General features: G+C 68.0%; 16 protein-coding genes. 6 read left to right on the top strand and 10 right to left on the bottom strand.

Going from position 1 to position 14,780, the window contains the following annotated elements; all coding sequences use genetic code 11:
- Positions 1 to 846, bottom strand: a complete 846-nt coding sequence (aroE, locus tag AC5P66_RS10260; RefSeq protein WP_049414396.1) for a shikimate dehydrogenase — start codon at positions 844 to 846, stop codon at positions 1 to 3.
- A 48-nt stretch (positions 847 to 894) separates the two neighbouring features.
- Between aroE and AC5P66_RS10265 the strand changes: the two genes are divergently transcribed.
- Positions 895 to 1,758, top strand: coding sequence for a TolB family protein (locus tag AC5P66_RS10265; protein ID WP_049414397.1), 864 nt, complete (start codon positions 895 to 897; stop codon positions 1,756 to 1,758).
- 82 nt (positions 1,759 to 1,840) lie between these two features.
- Here the strand turns inward: AC5P66_RS10265 and AC5P66_RS10270 are convergent, their stop codons facing one another.
- From AC5P66_RS10270 to AC5P66_RS10285, 4 genes are all read right to left on the bottom strand, one after another.
- Positions 1,841 to 2,110, bottom strand: a complete 270-nt coding sequence (locus tag AC5P66_RS10270; protein WP_005411545.1) for a hypothetical protein — start codon at positions 2,108 to 2,110, stop codon at positions 1,841 to 1,843.
- 32 nt (positions 2,111 to 2,142) lie between these two features.
- Complete coding sequence (hemB, locus tag AC5P66_RS10275; protein ID WP_049414398.1) at positions 2,143 to 3,132, bottom strand: porphobilinogen synthase; 990 nt, start codon at positions 3,130 to 3,132, stop codon at positions 2,143 to 2,145.
- Between the two features lie 19 nt (positions 3,133 to 3,151).
- Entirely contained in the window at positions 3,152 to 4,069 is a 918-nt protein-coding gene (locus AC5P66_RS10280) for a bestrophin family protein (RefSeq protein ID WP_049414399.1), read from the bottom strand.
- A gap of 123 nt (positions 4,070 to 4,192) precedes the next feature.
- Complete coding sequence (locus tag AC5P66_RS10285; RefSeq protein WP_005420185.1) at positions 4,193 to 4,441, bottom strand: hypothetical protein; 249 nt, start codon at positions 4,439 to 4,441, stop codon at positions 4,193 to 4,195.
- A gap of 185 nt (positions 4,442 to 4,626) precedes the next feature.
- Here AC5P66_RS10285 and AC5P66_RS10290 point away from each other — a divergent pair, with 185 nt between their 5' ends.
- Positions 4,627 to 5,091 carry a hypothetical protein gene (locus AC5P66_RS10290; protein ID WP_049439393.1) on the top strand — a complete coding sequence of 155 codons (465 nt, stop codon included), beginning with the start codon at positions 4,627 to 4,629 and terminating at the stop codon, positions 5,089 to 5,091.
- Between the two features lie 222 nt (positions 5,092 to 5,313).
- Here the strand turns inward: AC5P66_RS10290 and AC5P66_RS10295 are convergent, their stop codons facing one another.
- The 4 genes from AC5P66_RS10295 to AC5P66_RS10310 form a co-directional block, all read right to left on the bottom strand.
- Positions 5,314 to 7,113, bottom strand: a complete 1,800-nt coding sequence (locus AC5P66_RS10295) for a DUF885 domain-containing protein (RefSeq protein ID WP_111096718.1) — start codon at positions 7,111 to 7,113, stop codon at positions 5,314 to 5,316.
- A 67-nt stretch (positions 7,114 to 7,180) separates the two neighbouring features.
- Positions 7,181 to 7,696 (bottom strand): cytochrome c oxidase assembly factor Coa1 family protein, encoded by a 516-nt coding sequence (locus AC5P66_RS10300; RefSeq protein ID WP_099494948.1) that lies wholly within the window; start codon positions 7,694 to 7,696, stop codon positions 7,181 to 7,183.
- A gap of 25 nt (positions 7,697 to 7,721) precedes the next feature.
- Positions 7,722 to 9,947 (bottom strand): S9 family peptidase, encoded by a 2,226-nt coding sequence (locus AC5P66_RS10305; protein WP_099485751.1) that lies wholly within the window; start codon positions 9,945 to 9,947, stop codon positions 7,722 to 7,724.
- A gap of 160 nt (positions 9,948 to 10,107) precedes the next feature.
- Positions 10,108 to 10,797 (bottom strand): glutathione binding-like protein, encoded by a 690-nt coding sequence (locus tag AC5P66_RS10310; protein WP_049414404.1) that lies wholly within the window; start codon positions 10,795 to 10,797, stop codon positions 10,108 to 10,110.
- Positions 10,798 to 10,910: 113 nt separating this feature from the next.
- Between AC5P66_RS10310 and AC5P66_RS10315 the strand changes: the two genes are divergently transcribed.
- Together AC5P66_RS10315 and AC5P66_RS10320 are read left to right on the top strand one after the other, a co-directional pair.
- A complete protein-coding gene (locus AC5P66_RS10315; RefSeq protein WP_049414405.1) occupies positions 10,911 to 11,531 on the top strand; it encodes a TIGR00645 family protein in 621 nt (206 codons plus the stop codon).
- A gap of 202 nt (positions 11,532 to 11,733) precedes the next feature.
- The gene (locus tag AC5P66_RS10320; protein WP_049414406.1) at positions 11,734 to 12,747 is read left to right on the top strand and encodes an energy transducer TonB; all 1,014 of its coding nucleotides are present in this window, start codon (positions 11,734 to 11,736) and stop codon (positions 12,745 to 12,747) included.
- A gap of 82 nt (positions 12,748 to 12,829) precedes the next feature.
- Here the strand turns inward: AC5P66_RS10320 and AC5P66_RS10325 are convergent, their stop codons facing one another.
- Complete coding sequence (locus tag AC5P66_RS10325) at positions 12,830 to 13,084, bottom strand: hypothetical protein (RefSeq protein ID WP_099485746.1); 255 nt, start codon at positions 13,082 to 13,084, stop codon at positions 12,830 to 12,832.
- A gap of 78 nt (positions 13,085 to 13,162) precedes the next feature.
- Between AC5P66_RS10325 and AC5P66_RS10330 the strand changes: the two genes are divergently transcribed.
- A complete protein-coding gene (locus tag AC5P66_RS10330) occupies positions 13,163 to 13,960 on the top strand; it encodes an AraC family transcriptional regulator (protein WP_049439401.1) in 798 nt (265 codons plus the stop codon).
- A gap of 99 nt (positions 13,961 to 14,059) precedes the next feature.
- Positions 14,060 to 14,770, top strand: a complete 711-nt coding sequence (locus AC5P66_RS10335) for a transposase (RefSeq protein WP_495216304.1) — start codon at positions 14,060 to 14,062, stop codon at positions 14,768 to 14,770.
- Positions 14,771 to 14,780 lie beyond the last annotated feature (10 nt).

The following is a 14,780-nucleotide window of genomic DNA, read 5'->3' on the forward strand; positions in this document are numbered from 1 at the left end:
TCAGTCCTCGCCGGCCAACACAGCCGGGCCCTGGCGCAGCGCCTGGTAGACCTCGTCGGTCTGCGGGCGTACGCCGTGCCACTGCAGGAAGCTCTCGGCAGCCTGCTCGACCAGCATGCCCAGGCCGTCGACGGTGTTACGGCACTGCGCCGCACGGGCCCAGGCCAGGAAGGCGATGGCGGCCTCGCCGTAGTTCAGGTCGACGGCGGTGGTCATCGAATTGACCAGCGACAGCGGCAGCTTGAACTCGACGTCGCGGTCGCGGCCCGCCGAGGTGGCATTGACGATCAGTTCGAAGTCGCCCAGCTCGCGCAGGTCTTCCCAGTAGCGGCTGATCGCGCGGCCCGGCTCGCCCATCGCGTCGATCAGTTCGTCGGCGCGCTCCGGCGTGCGGTTGACCACCACCAGTTCGGTGATGCCGGCATCCAGCAGCGCCGGGGCGACGCTGCGCGCCGAGCCACCGGCGCCGATCATCAGCACGCGGCGGCCGCGCAGATCCAGGCCGTGGCGGTCGGTCAGGTCGCGCACCAGGCCGATGCCATCGGTGGTGTCGCCGTGCCAACGGTCGCCCTTGCGCAGCAGCGTGTTGACCGATCCGGCGCGGCGCGCCCGTGCGGTCAGCGTGGTGCATGCCGAGAACGCGGTTTCCTTGTGCGGCAGGGTGACGTTGGCACCGACACCGCCCTCGGCAGCGAAGGCCTCCAGGCCGGCCAGGAACGCCTCCGGGGCCAGGTCGATCGCGCGATAGTCGATGGCGATGCCTTCCTGGCGACCGAACGTCGCGTGGATCTGCGGCGACTTCGAGTGGGCAACGGGGTGTCCGAAGACGGCGTAACGGTCGGTCATGGAATCCTCAAGCTGGCTAGACTGATGCTCTTTCGTGCACGGAACCGGATGATGCGCATCACCCCGCCCCTGCTGGTGCTCGCCGCCAGTCTACTCTCTGCCCCCGTGGCGATGGCGTTGAACGAGTACGGCATCGAAGGCATGGGCGTGGTCTCGACCCGCGCCGACGAAGGCCGCGCCACGATCAGCGCCGATGGCCAGCGCATCGTCTTCGCCCGCCGCGGCGAGGCCGGCTGGGGCCTGTGGCACGCGCGCGTGGTGGACGGTCGCTGGCAGCAGGCACAGGTACTGCCGGTCGGCGTGGCCGGTGGAGCCCGCGATCCCTACTTCAGCCGTGACGGCCGCTGGCTGCTGTTCGCGGCCGGTCGCGAGGGCGCGCTGGCGCTGTACCGCGCTGCGCTGGCCACCGATGGCCGGCTGGGCCCGGCGCAGCCGCTGGCCGGTGACGGCGGGCGCCGGGAAGAGCGCGGGCCGGCCCTGAGCGCGGATGGCAAGCAGCTGTTGTTTGCCCGCCAGCAAGGCCATGGCGCCGGCTGGGATCTGTTCGTAGCGACGCTGGATGCGCAGGGCGTGCGTGGCCCGGCCACCGCACTGAGCGCGTTGAACAGCGCCGACGACGAGACCGACGGCGACTGGCTGGGCCATGACGGCGCCGTGGTGTTCAGCCGCGGCCACGGCAGTACCGCGCAGGTCTGGAGCAGCGGCTGTGCGTGGAGCGGTGTGGCGCTGCAGCCGCTGGGGCTGTCGTTCAACCAGGCCGGCGGCTGGACCGGCGCGCCGGTGATCGACAACGCCAAGCCCGGCGAGATGATGGTGGCCAGCAGCGCGGCGAAGGCGCCGCGCGCCGGTGGCGTGGACGTGTACCGGTTGGCGGTGCCGAGGGTGGCGGCGGTGGCCGGGTGCGTGCGGTAGATCCACGCCATGCGTGGATGGCGCCCGCGAAGGGGTCAGAGCCCTTTCCTGCGGAAAGGGATCCGACCCCGGGGATTGCCCGTCAGCGCGACAGCACCTTGGCGCGCAACTGCTCGTACTCCATCTCGCTCAACTGGCCGTTGTCCTTGCGCTGGTTCAACGCGGCCAGCTCGGCCTGCACGCTATCCGGCAGGGCCTGCTCACGGGCCACGTGGCGGGCGGCGGAAAGCTGCTCCGGCGGGCGCTTGCCAGCCCGCCAGGCAGCGATGAAGACACCGACGATGATGGCACCGAACACCAGCGTACCGGTGCCCCAGATCAGCCATTGCATCCATCCCAGTTCGGGTCCCATCGCGCAGTCCTCCGTCTATCGTGGCGCTATTGTCAGCGCTCGCGCAGCCATCGCGCCACCTGCGGCGCGAAATAGGTCAGCACGCCATCGGCACCGGCCCGCTTGAAGCCCAGCAGCGACTCCAGCACGCAGGCACGCTCGTCCAGCCAGCCGTTGGCGAAGGCGGCCTTCATCATCGCGTACTCGCCACTGACCTGGTAGGCGAAGGTCGGCACGCCGAACGTCTCCTTCACCCGGCGCACCAGGTCCAGGTACGGCATGCCCGGCTTGACCATCACCATGTCGGCGCCCTCTTCCAGGTCCAGCGCGATCTCGCGCAGGGCCTCGTCGCCGTTGGCCGGGTCCATCTGGTAGGTCTTCTTGTCGGCCTTGCCGAGGCTGGACGCGCTGCCCACCGCATCACGGAACGGGCCGTAGAACGCCGAAGCGTACTTGGCCGAGTAGGCCATGATGCGCACGTTGATGTGGTTGTCGGCATCCAGCGCACGGCGGATCGCGCCGATGCGGCCGTCCATCATGTCCGACGGCGAGACGATGTCCGCACCGGCCTCGGCGTGCGACACCGACTGCTTGACCAGCGCTTCCACGGTGATGTCGTTCAGCACATAGCCCTTGTCGTCGATGATGCCGTCCTGGCCGTGGGTGGTGTACGGGTCCAGCGCCACGTCGGTCATCACGCCCAGTTCCGGGAAGCGCGACTTCAATGCGCGGATCGCACGCTGCGCCAGGCCGTCCTCGGCCCACGCCGCCGACGCGTCCAGCGACTTCAGCGACGGGTCGATCACCGGGAACAGGTCGATTGCCGGAATGCCCAGCTCCAGCGCCTCTTCGGCCACCTTCAGCAGCTCTTCGATCGACAGCCGCTCCACGCCCGGCATCGACGGCACTGCGGTGCGGCCCGCCAGTTCGTGCACGAACACCGGGTAGATCAGGTCGTCGGTGGTCAGCGTGTTCTCGCGCATCAGGCGGCGCGAGAACTCGTCGTGGCGCATGCGGCGCGGGCGGTAAAGCGGATGGGACATGGCAGGCTCCGAGGAGTGGCTATTGCAACAGGTAACCCTGCGGCAGCAGGGGTTCGGGCAAGGGGCGTTCGCCGAGCGCGTCGAGCTGGTCGATCTCGATCGTGCGCACCAGCGCGTCCAGCGGCAGGTCGTTCGGCTCCAGGCCGAACGGGTCTTCCATTTCTTCGCCCAGCTGGTCCAGGCCGAAGAAGGCGTAGGCCAGCACCGCCGACAGCACCGGCGTACCCCAGCCCAGCGAACTGGCCAGGCCGAACGGCAGCAGCACGCAGAACATCCACGCGCAGCGATGCAGCAGCAGGGTGTAGGCGAACGGCAGCGGCGTGGTGAGGATGCGCTCGCAGCCGGCCTGGATCGACGACATCGCGTGCAGGCGCTCCTCCAGCTGGGTGTAGAGGATCGGATCGAGCTCGCCGGCGCGCAGCGCCTGGGCCAGCTCGGCAGCGATCATCGACAGCAATGCATCCGGCACGTTCTCGCGCTGGCCCAGCTGCTCGCGTTGCGGCTTGTCCAGCCATGGCAAGGCGGCCAGGGCCACGATGCGCCCACGCAGGCGCGCGGCCAACGCATGGGCGAACGCGGTGGTGAGGTACGCGATGCGGCGACGGCGGCCGGCGTCATCGGCCAGCAGCAGGTGCACCTGGCGGGCCAGCGAACGCGATTCGTAGACCAGCTGGCCCCACAGCTTGCGGCCTTCCCACCAGCGGTCATAGCAGGCGCTGTTGCGGAAGCTGAGGAAAATCGACAGGACCAGGCCGAGCAGGGTGAACGGCGTGACCGACACGCGTTCGATGCCGGTCGGCGGGGCCAGTTCCACCACGGCCGCCACGGCAATGGACAGGATCAGGATGGCCAGCACCTTCGGCGCGATCGCTTTGACGATCGAGCCGCGCAGGATGTACAGCAGTTGCCAGCCGTGGGGACGGGGTCGGATGATCATCGGGCAGCCGCGCCAGGCGCGGAATCACAGGCACGCGGGAGGCTCGCGCAGCCGCTCATTGTACGCCCCTGCCCGGCCGGCAGCCGCGTACCTGCGACGCCCTGTCGCACCCGGCGCCGGGACTCAGATCACGCCGCCGCCCAGACCCAGGCGCAGGATGCCGACCACCACCACGATGCCGTTCAGCACCAGTCCGGCCCAGGCCCGGCCGCGCTTGGTCGGGTGGGTAAACAGGATGCCCAGCGCGGCGATCACCGCGCCGACGGCGGCGAACGGGATCAGGAACCAGTTGCCCCAGCCGAGCAGCGGAATCAGCGCCAGGATCATCCACAACAGCGCCAGTACGCCCCACAACAGACTGATCACGCCCATTCCGCTCTCCCGCAGTTGGTTCGGTCTGTCCACCATAGTCGTTCCCGCAGTCGCCGCCTACTGCCGTTGGCGGGGCTGTCACCAGGCGCGTGCTAGCGTGCTGCCGTGGGTGCCCTGGCCCGGGTGTTGGCGCCGATTCAGAGTGGCCCGCCGATGATCGCAACCAGTCCTACAGGGGTCGTGCCATGAACATCCGTTGGGCCGCGCTGGCGGCCATCCTGCTGGTCGCCGCCGGTTGTGCCAGCACCTCCAAGGTCATGCTGGGGCGCGCCCGCGCGCCGATCGATCCGGCACTGGTGCAGATCTATTCCACGCCACCGGCCGGCTCGCAGGAAATCGCCCAGCTGGAATCGGCATCTGCCGTGGGCTTCGGCACGCAGGGCCAGACCGATGCCGCGGTGGCACGCCTGAAGCGTGAAGCGGCGGCACTGGGCGCCAATGGCGTGGTGCTGATGGGCGTGGGCAGCAGCGGCTCGCCGGTCGGCATGTCGGTGGGTGCCGGCACCTTCGGCTCGCATGTGGGTGGTGGCGTCGGCATCGGTATTCCGACCACGCAGAAGCGCGCCGCCGGGGTGGCGATCTGGGTGCCGAACCCGGAACCGCCGGCACGGTTGCCGACCCAGGTGATCACGCCGCAACCGCAGCGGTGACCGACGCGGACAACCGCAGGTAGTGCCGGCCGCTGGCCGGCAACCTCAGGAATGCTTCCTGCCCCAAGGGAATGCCGGCCAGCGGCCGGCACTACCCCCTGCACAACCAACGCATAGCTCTGGTGGGCGCCAACCTTGGTTGGCACGGGCCCGCAGCGCCGACCAAGGCCGGCATCTACCGACACCGTTTGCCGGCCAGCGGCCGGCACTACCGGATGGCGTTCAGCGCTTGTACTTCGGCACGAATACCTTGTTCACCGCATCGGCCAGCTGGTCCGGCGGCAGCAGGCCCTGGTCGAGCAGGAAGTTGTTGAACGCCAGGCGGTCGAACTCCGCACCCAGTGCCAGCTCGGTCTGCATGCGCAGTTCGAGGATGCGGGTGTAGCCATAGAAGTAGCTGCCCGCCTGGCCCGGCATGCGCACCATGTAGCGGTCCAGTTCCTGGGTGGCCATCGCCTTGGACAGGCCGACCTGCTCCATCAGCACGCGCTCGCCGTTGGCGCGGTCGGTCAGGCCGAGGTTGAGCATCGGGTCAAGCATTGCGCGTGCGGCCCGCAGCAGGCGGAACTGCAGGGCGATCATCTGCCCGTCCAGCGGCTCGTACGGCACCATCTCGGCCTCGGCATACAGCGCCCAGCCTTCCACGTTCACCGAATTGAACGCGAACATGGTGCGTGCCAGCGAGACACCACGCTCGACCATCGCGGTGAACTGCAGCTCGTGACCGGGGCGGCCTTCATGCGCGCTCAGCGTCCACGCCGCCGCACCGAAGTTGAAATCGTCGTACTGTGCGCCCGGGCCCGCCGCCGGGTTGCCCAGCGGCAGCACGAAGGTGCCCTGCTGCCCGGTGTTGTTGACCAGCGGCGCCGGCAGGAAATGCGGGGCCGGGCTGGCCGCGCTCTCGGCGGCCGAACCCAGGCGCATCTGCATGGCGCGCTTGGGCACGTCGACGATGGCATGCTCGCGGATCAGCGGATCGATCGCATCGATCACCTTGCGGTAGTGGCCTTCCAGATGGTCGTCGGCGATCTTGTCGGCCTTCAGCGCGCGGATCACCGCCACCGGGTCACTCGGGTCGGCCACCTTCAGGCCCTTGTCCTTGACCACCAGCGGCGCCAGCTGCTGCATCGCCGAGCGGGTTTCCATGAACTCCAGCTGCGCGCGCTGCATCAGCAGCTTCGGGTCGATATCAATGCCGACCTGCTTGAGCTGGTAGGCGTACAGCGGCGCCGGCAGGCGCGCATCGGTGCGTGCCTTCGGCAGCACGTCCTTGCGGGTCCAGGCGGCGTAGTCCTTCATCTGCCCGGCCAGGGCCTTCATCGCCTCATCGGCACCGGTGATCTGGTACTTCTTCAGCAGCGACTCGATGCCGGTGATGTAGGTCTCGACGTTGTCCAGCGACTGCTGCACTTCGATCTTCGTCGGCTGCAGCAGGCTGCCGTCCTTCAAGCGCTCTTCGTAACGCTGGCGGGCCAGCGTGGTGAACGCGGTGCCACCTGGCTGCAGCCCGGCGTAGGCCTTGAGGCGGTCGGTCGCCTTGGCCCGGCGCTCGGCCGGCACCTGGTCGGACAGCAGCAGGTTGAGGCCGCTGAAGATGGTCTGCGGCGCGTCACTCCACGGCAGCAGGTACTTCTCGTTGAGCTCACTGCCTTCGATGTTCTGGTTGGCGGCGTGGATCATGATCTCCAGGTCCTGGCGGACGTTGGGATCCTGCTCGGTGGCCAGCTTGGCTTTCAGTTCATCGCGGGCCTTGGCCATCGCGGCACGGTAGCGCTTGCCGTTGTCCGCGCCGAGGTCGGCCACCTTGTCGTCATAGCCGGGCACGCCGAAGAAGCCGGTTTCTTCCGGCTGGAACGGGCCCTGCGCATCGAGCAGGATCTGCGCCAGTGCGTTGCTGCGGGTCACCCAGGCCGGGCTGGCCGGAGTAGCGGCCTTGGCGGCGGGTGCGGCCAGCGCCGGCGGTGCGGACATCAGCGGGGCGGCAGTCAGGGCCAGGGCAATGGCCAACGCGATCGGCTTCATGGTGCACTCCAGGACAGGGTTGCCCGCACCCTACGCGCTCAGCGCGGTGGCGACAATCGGCCGGAGGTCACAACGCCGCGGCCAGCGGGCATTCGCCGCGTTCGCGGCAGGCCTGCAGCTCGCATTCCTGCGCAGCCTCGTCATCATCCAGCGCGGTCAGGTCGAACGTCTGCTTGTTCTCGCCCAGCACATACATCACCGGATAGTCCCAGACGCCGTCGCTGCGGGTGCCCTTCACGAACAGCCGGCCGTGCGCGCGCGGGCCTTCCAGGGCCACGGTCAGGCCGACGTCGCGCTGGCCATTGATCGCGGTCTGCATGCTGCCCAGCGGCATCGACTCGGCACGCAGCGGCTCGCCGAAGGCTTCCACCAGTTCGATGCTGCATCCGGCGCGGCGCATCGCCTCGCGCATCGGCGGGCTCTCGCGTGCCGCCTCACTCCAGCGCAGCACGCTCCAGACCACCACGCCACCGGCACCGGCCAACACCAGCAGCACGGCCAGCGGCATCGCCCAGCGCCAGTGACGGGACCACCAGCCGGCAGGCTTCGGGCCATGGGTGGGAATCGGCGGCGGCAGTGTCATCGGCGGGCTCCTTCCCGTTTGTGCATCAGGGCTTCAGGCAGCGTCCCAGGAAGGCTTCGGCCACACGGTAGCGATGCAGGGCATCGGCGCCGGACAGGCCATGCTTGGCACCCGGATAGGTCATCAGCTCGAACGGCTGGCCGCGCTTCTGCAGCGCGCTCATCAGGCTGGTCGAATTGGTGAACAGCACGTTGTCGTCCGCCATGCCGTGGATCAGCAGCAACGGCGAACGCAGGCCGTCGATATGGGTCAGCACGCGCGCTTCGCGGTACCCCGCTTCGTTGCGCGCCGGCAGGTCCATGTAGCGTTCGGTGTAGTGGCTGTCATACAGGCCCCAATCGGTGACCGGTGCACCTGCCACGCCACAGGCGTACTGGTTCGATGCCTTGGCCAGCAGCATCAGGGTCATGTAACCGCCGTTGGACCAGCCCTGCACGCCGATGCGCGCCGGGTCCACCCACGGCTGCTGCTTCAGCCAGGCCACGCCGCGCAGCTGGTCGGTCACTTCCACCGTGCCCTGCTTGCCGTACAGCGCACCACCGAAGTCGCGGCCGCGGCGCGGGGTGCCGCGGTTGTCCAGCGAGAACACCACGTAGCCCTGCTGGGCCAGGTACTGGTTGAACAGATGGTCGCCGCGGCCGGGCCAGCTGTCGGTGACGGTCTGGCTGGCCGGGCCGCCGTAGACGTACACCGCCACCGGGTAGCGCCTGGACGGATCGAAGCCGGCCGGTTTGATCAGGCTGTAGTTCAACGGGGTCTTGCCGTCGGCAGCCATCAACGTGCCGAACTCCACCGGGCGCTGCGCATCGCGGTAGCGCGCATAGGGGTGCTTGGGATCGGCCAGATCGTTCTCGACCAGCGTGGCGATCTTCTCGCCGTTGGCGCGGAACAGTTCGATCTGCGGCGGCGTGGTGCTGTTGGACCAGCTGTCCACGTAGACGCTGGCATTGCGGGCGAAGCTGGCGCTGTGCATGCCCGGCGCCTTCGACAGGCGCTGCGGCTCACCGCCCTGCAGCGACACCGCATAGATCTGGCTTTCGCGCGAGGTCTCGATGCCAGCACGGAAGTAGGCCTTGCCGGCCGTCTCATCCACCGCCAGCAATTCGTCCACCGGCCAGTTGCCGTGGGTCAGCGCGGTGGTCTTGCCCTTGCTGTCGATGCGGTACAGGTGCTGGAAGCCGGTGCGCTCGGACGACCACAGCACGCTGCCATCTTCAAGGAAGCGCAGGCTGTTGTGCAGCGGCACCCAGGTCGGGCTGGTCTCGTGGGCGAGCACGCGCTGGCGGTTGGAGTCGAGCGCCACTTCGACCAGCTCCAGCTGCTTCTGGTCACGCGACTGGCGCTGGAAACTCAGGTGCTGCGCATCGCGCCAATCGACGCGGGCCAGGTAGATGTCCTGTTCCTTGCCCAGGTCGATCCAGCGCGGCTGCGCATCGGCGGCCGGTGCGATCACGCCCAGCTGCACGCGCACGTTGGCGTCGCCGGCGGCCGGGTAACGCTGTTCGATCACATCGGTGCGGTCGGCGTAGACCTCGTAGCGCTTCTGCACCGGCACCGGTGCCTCGTCGATGCGGGCAAAGGCAATGGCCGAGTCATCCGGCGCCCACCAGTAACCGGTATGGCGATCCATTTCCTCGTCGGCGACGAACTCGGCCACGCCGTTGCCGATGGTGGTGCCGCCGTCGCGGGTCAGCTGCAGCTGCTTGCCACTGGCCAGATCGATCACCCACAGGTTGCGGCCGCGGATGAAGCTGACGAAGCCGCCCTTGGGCGACAGCTTGGCGTCGGTGGCGAAGCCTTCACCATGGGTCAGCTGGCGCACGGCCGCCTCGCCCTGCTGCTTGAGGTCGTACAGGTAGAGTTCGCCGCCCAACGGGAACAGCAGTCGCTGCGCGTCCGGCGACCACTGGTAATCGACGATGCCGGTCATCGCGGCGATGCGCTGGCGCTCGCGTCGGGCCTTCTCCTCATCACTGAGGGTCTCGGTGCCGGGCAGCACCACCTTGGAATCAACCAGCAACCGGGTCTGGCCGCTGCCGATGTCGTAGGTCCACAGGTCCAACTGGTTGCGGTCGCTGTCCTTGCCGCGCAGGAAACTGACCTGCGAACCGTCCGGCGCCACCTTGGGCTTCATCAGGGTCGGGCCGGACAGCGGCAGCGGGCCGGTGATGGCTTCCAGGGTCAGCTTTTCGGCGTGGGCGGCGGTACTGGTGGCGAGCATGAGGGCAAGCGAAGCGAACAGGTGGCGCATGGAGGATCCCGGCAAACGGCAGGTCCGCCCGGCGGCAGGCGCGGGGCGGTCGTTCCCCCATCCTAACCAAGCCCGTGCGGGAAGGCAGCATGACCTTCTGCCCATAAGCAGTGCGGACGAGTGCCGACCAACGGTCGGCACCCACCTTCAGATGCCGGGGTCAACGCTGGCCGAACAGGTGCTTGCGCTCCTCGTCGCTGAGCGGCTTGCCGGCATTCGGGTTCACCTGCTGGCGCAGGGCATAGGCGCGCTGGGTGGCCGGGCGCGCAGCGATGGCCTCGTGCCAGCGCTTGAGGTTGGGGAACGCGGCGAAGTCCACCGGCAGCGTGTCGTAGGCGCCGATCCAGGGGTAACTGGCCATGTCGGCGATGGTGTACTCGTCGCCGGCCAGGAAGGCATGCTCGGCCAGGCGCTTGTCCATCACCCCGTGCAGGCGGCGCACTTCGTTGTCATAGCGCTCGATCGCATACGGGATCTTTTCCGGGGCATACACATTGAAATGCCCCATCTGGCCGCTCATCGGTCCCAGGCCGGCCATCTGCCAGAACAGCCACTCCAGGGTGGTGACGCGGCCGCGCGGGTCGGTGGGCAGGAAGCGGCCGGTCTTCTCGGCCAGGTACAGCAGGATCGCACCGGACTCGAACACGCTCTGCGGGGCACCGCCATCGGCCGGGGCGTGGTCGACGATGGCCGGCATCTTGTTGTTGGGCGAAATGGCGAGGAATTCCGGCTTGAACTGGTCGCCCGAGCCGATGTTGACCGGGTGGATGCGGTACTCCAGGCCGGTTTCCTCCAACAGCAGGGTCACTTTATGGCCGTTCGGGGTGGGCCAGTAATACAGGTCGATCATGGCGTCGGCTCGGGGGTGCGGAAAGGAACCTGAAGTCTAGTGCGTGAGTTGGGTTGGCACCGTCATGGCGGGCCGGTAACCTCGCCTCTCCCCCGCAACGCAGCATCCCCCGCATGAGTGCAAACCGCCCGCCGCTCTCCCCGTTGTCCACGCTGATCTTCGCCTCGCGCTGGCTGCAGCTGCCGCTGTACCTGGGCCTGATCGTGGCCCAGTGCGTCTACGTGTTCCTGTTCGGCAAGGAACTGTGGCACCTGATCTCGCATTCGGTGTCGATGGGGGAGCAGCAGATCATGCTGATCGTGCTGGGCCTGATCGACGTGGTGATGATCTCCAACCTGCTGGTGATGGTGATCGTCGGCGGCTACGAAACCTTCGTCTCGCGCCTGCGCCTGGAAGGCCACCCGGACCAGCCGGAATGGCTGAGCCACGTCAATGCCAGCGTGCTGAAGGTGAAGCTGGCGATGGCGATCATCGGCATCTCCTCGATCCACCTGCTGAAGACCTTCATCGCCAGCGGTGCGCTGGGCGGTATTCCGCTGTGCACGCCGGAGCAGATGAGCGTGGCCGCGGCCAACATCGGTGTCGCCCGCTGCTCGATGCTGACCCAGGACGGCGTGCTGTGGCAGACCATCATCCACTGCGTGTTCATCCTGTCGGCGATCGGCATCGCCTGGACCGACAAGCTGATGTCCAACGGCCACAGCAAGTCGCACGACAAGGCGCACGACCACTGAGGTCGGCGCCACCAGCGGCTTGATCGCCACTGCCCCGTCCCGGCCCCTGCCCCTTGTACGCGGCGGTGGCCGGGATGCTAGATTGCACCCTCGCCGTTGCCGGCGGTGGCGTCGGGAAACGTCACCCTGCCGCGCCCGGACCGCAGGTCCCGGCCATGCATATCAATGATTTACGTCACGTCGTCTTCTAGAGGGGAGCAGGATGTCGCACGTCTCAACGATCACCGCCGCGCGCCGGTGGCTGCCGGTTGCCCTGGCACTGGCGCTGGCCGCCTGCTCGGGCAAGGAAGAAACCGCTGCACCGGCCCCGGCCGCCGCACCCAGCGCTGCTGCACCGGCCGCACCGGTGGTCGCCGCCAAGGTGCAGTCGATGGGCACCGAGCAGCTGCGTGAGTCAGCCAGCCAGGCCCTGCGCGAGAACCGCATGTACGCGCCGGCCGGCGACAACGCCATCGAGTACTACCTCGCCCTGCGCGACAAGACGCCGGACGACGCCTCGGTGAAGAGCGCACTGACCGATCTGCTGCCGTACACCCTGATCGCCGCCGAACAGCACCTGGGCCGCGAGGACTACACCGAAGCGCAGCGCCTGGTGGCGCTGATCGAGAAGGTGGATGCGTCCGCTCCGGCCCTGCCACGCCTGAAGGACGGCCTGGCCAAGGGCGTTCAGAACGCGGCCAAGCGCACCGAGGCCGAAGCCGAGAAGGCGAAAAAGGACGCCGAGGACCGCAGCAAGCAGCAGACCGAACAGCAGCGCCTGGCCGAGCAGCGTGCCAAGGAAGCCGACGCGGCCAAGCAGATCGCGGCTCAGCAGGACGCCGCCCGCCGCGACAACGAGCGCCAGGAAGCTGAGCGCCAGGCTGCGGCCCGCCGCGAAGCCGAGCAGAAGCAGCAGCAGGCTGCCGCCCAGCAGGCCACCGCCGCACGCCAGGCTGCAGCTCCGGCGGCCGCTGCGGCGCCGAACCTGCGCCCGGTCAGCACCCCGGCGCCGCGCTATCCGTCCGAGGCGCTGCGTGCAGGAACCTCCGGCGAAGTGCTGGTGGAAATCACCGTCGGCACCGATGGCTCGGTGACCAACGCCCGTGTGCTGCGCGCAACGCCGTCGCGCGTCTTCGATCGCGAGGCCATGAACGCGGTCAAGCGCTGGCGCTTCGAGCCGGTCAGCGCACCGGTCACCACCCGCCGCACCCTGGTGTTCGCACCGGGCGGCAGCTGACCACGAAAAGGGGACGGAGGGGATTAAGTCGTTTCCGCCCCGCAATGACGACACGGCCCGGCATGTCCGGGCCGTGTTCGTTTCAGGAGAGGCTGTCGATCAGGCGTTGCAGTGCCGGATCACGCGCGGCCAGCACCTGGAACAGGCCCAGCGCATGCAGGCCCGGCAGCAGCGCACGCAGGTCGGCTTCGGCGGTGGCGCGGGTGGCGTCATCGCTGGCGGGGTCCTGCCAGTCACGGACGCTGGCGAGGAAGGCGCCGACGCTGCCCTTGCGCACGGTGAGACCGTTTACCTGCACCTCGTTCTGATGGTCGGGAAGGATGTCCTGGGGCTGCATGGTTGATGCTCCTGTGGGATCGGGAGCCCAGTGTGCCGCCCAGCCAGCGGCACTTCTGCCGTATAACTGCCAGTGAATATGGCAGATCAGACATCACCCGCGTTGATTGACCCCGCTTTGGCGAACGCCGAAGGCGATCCCCTCGTCATGGCCTCCCAGCTGCGGGTGCCGGGACGGCGCCGCACCGCACGCCACCAGCACGTGCGCGGCCAATTGCTGGGTGCCCACCACGGCCTGCTGCGGATCGAGGCCGGCGATCTGCACTGGTTGCTGCCGGCGGGGCATGTTGCCTGGATTCCGCCCTTGCTGCCCCACGCCCTGCTAGGGGCAGAGGCATTCGATGGCTGGAGCCTGTACTTCAACGCCGAAGCCTGTCTGGACCTGCCCGCCGTGCCGCGCATTTTCCAGCCGAACGTGCTGTTGCAGGCCGCGATGATGCGCGCACTGAGTTGGCCACATCAGGCCCTGGACGCCGCGCAGGTACGCCTGGCCGGCGTGATCGCCGATGAGATCGCCGCCAGCACGCCTTTGCCGCTTGCCTTGCCACAACCGCAGGATCGACGGTTGCGGCGGATCGCGGCGGCGCTGGCACGGTCGCCGGACGACCTGCGCAGCGTCGAAGCGTGGGCAGCCGCCAACGGACTGTCCAGCCGCAGCCTCGCCCGCCGGTGGCAGGCCGAAACAGGCATGACCTTGAGCCAGTGGCGGCAGCGCCTGCGCGTGCTGCTGTCGCTGCCACGCCTGCTGGCCGGCGAGCCGGTGATCAACGTCGCCCTGTCGATGGGCTACGACACCCCGAGCGCGTTCATCACCGTGTTCAAGCGCGAGATGGGGGTGACGCCCGCGCGGTATGCAAAAGGGGACGGAGGGAATTAAGTCGCTTTTGACTCTTCCGACACGGCATCGCGGTGTTGCCTGATGTTCGGCTTCGCGGCCGCAATGACAGGCTTAAATCCCGTCCAGTCTCCCGATCCGATGCCCCGACAAGCGCGCCTGATGCTGGCAGGCCAGGCCTATCACGTGATCCAGCGCGGTGTGAACAAGGGCGCGATCTTCGTCGACGACATCGACCGCCAACTGTTCCTGCATCTGTTGCACAGCGCATTCCTCAAGCACCACGTCGCATTGCATGCCTACGTGCTGATGGGAAACCACGTTCACCTGTTGGCCACGCCCTCCACACAGCAGGGTCTGGCTGGTGCAATGCGCATGCAGGGCAACAACTACGTGCAGGCCTTCAACCAGCGGCACGGGCGCAGTGGACCTCTGTGGCAGGGCCGCTTCCATTCCTCAATGATCGACAGCGATGCGTATCTTCTCAGCGTATACCGCTATATCGAACGCAATCCCGTCCGTGCAGGAATTGCTGTCAGCGCTGAAGATCACCCATGGTCCAGCGTGCATGGCAACCTTCAACGACGCGATGATCCGATGTTGACGCAACATCCCGCGTTCAAGGCACTGGCAGCGACCGGTCTGAAAAGGGCGACGTTGTATGCCGAATTCCTGCGCGATGTGAATGCGTCCGCCGACGTACCCGCGATCCGCAACCACAGCGCCAGACAACGCCCGATGGGGAACGATGCACTCCTGCGGATGGTGGAGCAGACGTTGGGGCGCCCGGTGGAGATGCGCGGACGAGGACGCCCGCGCAAGGAGGGGACGGGAGAGGCAAAAACGACTTAATCCCCTCCGT

This window comes from Stenotrophomonas sp. YJH_SMC_122 (assembly GCF_059369535.1).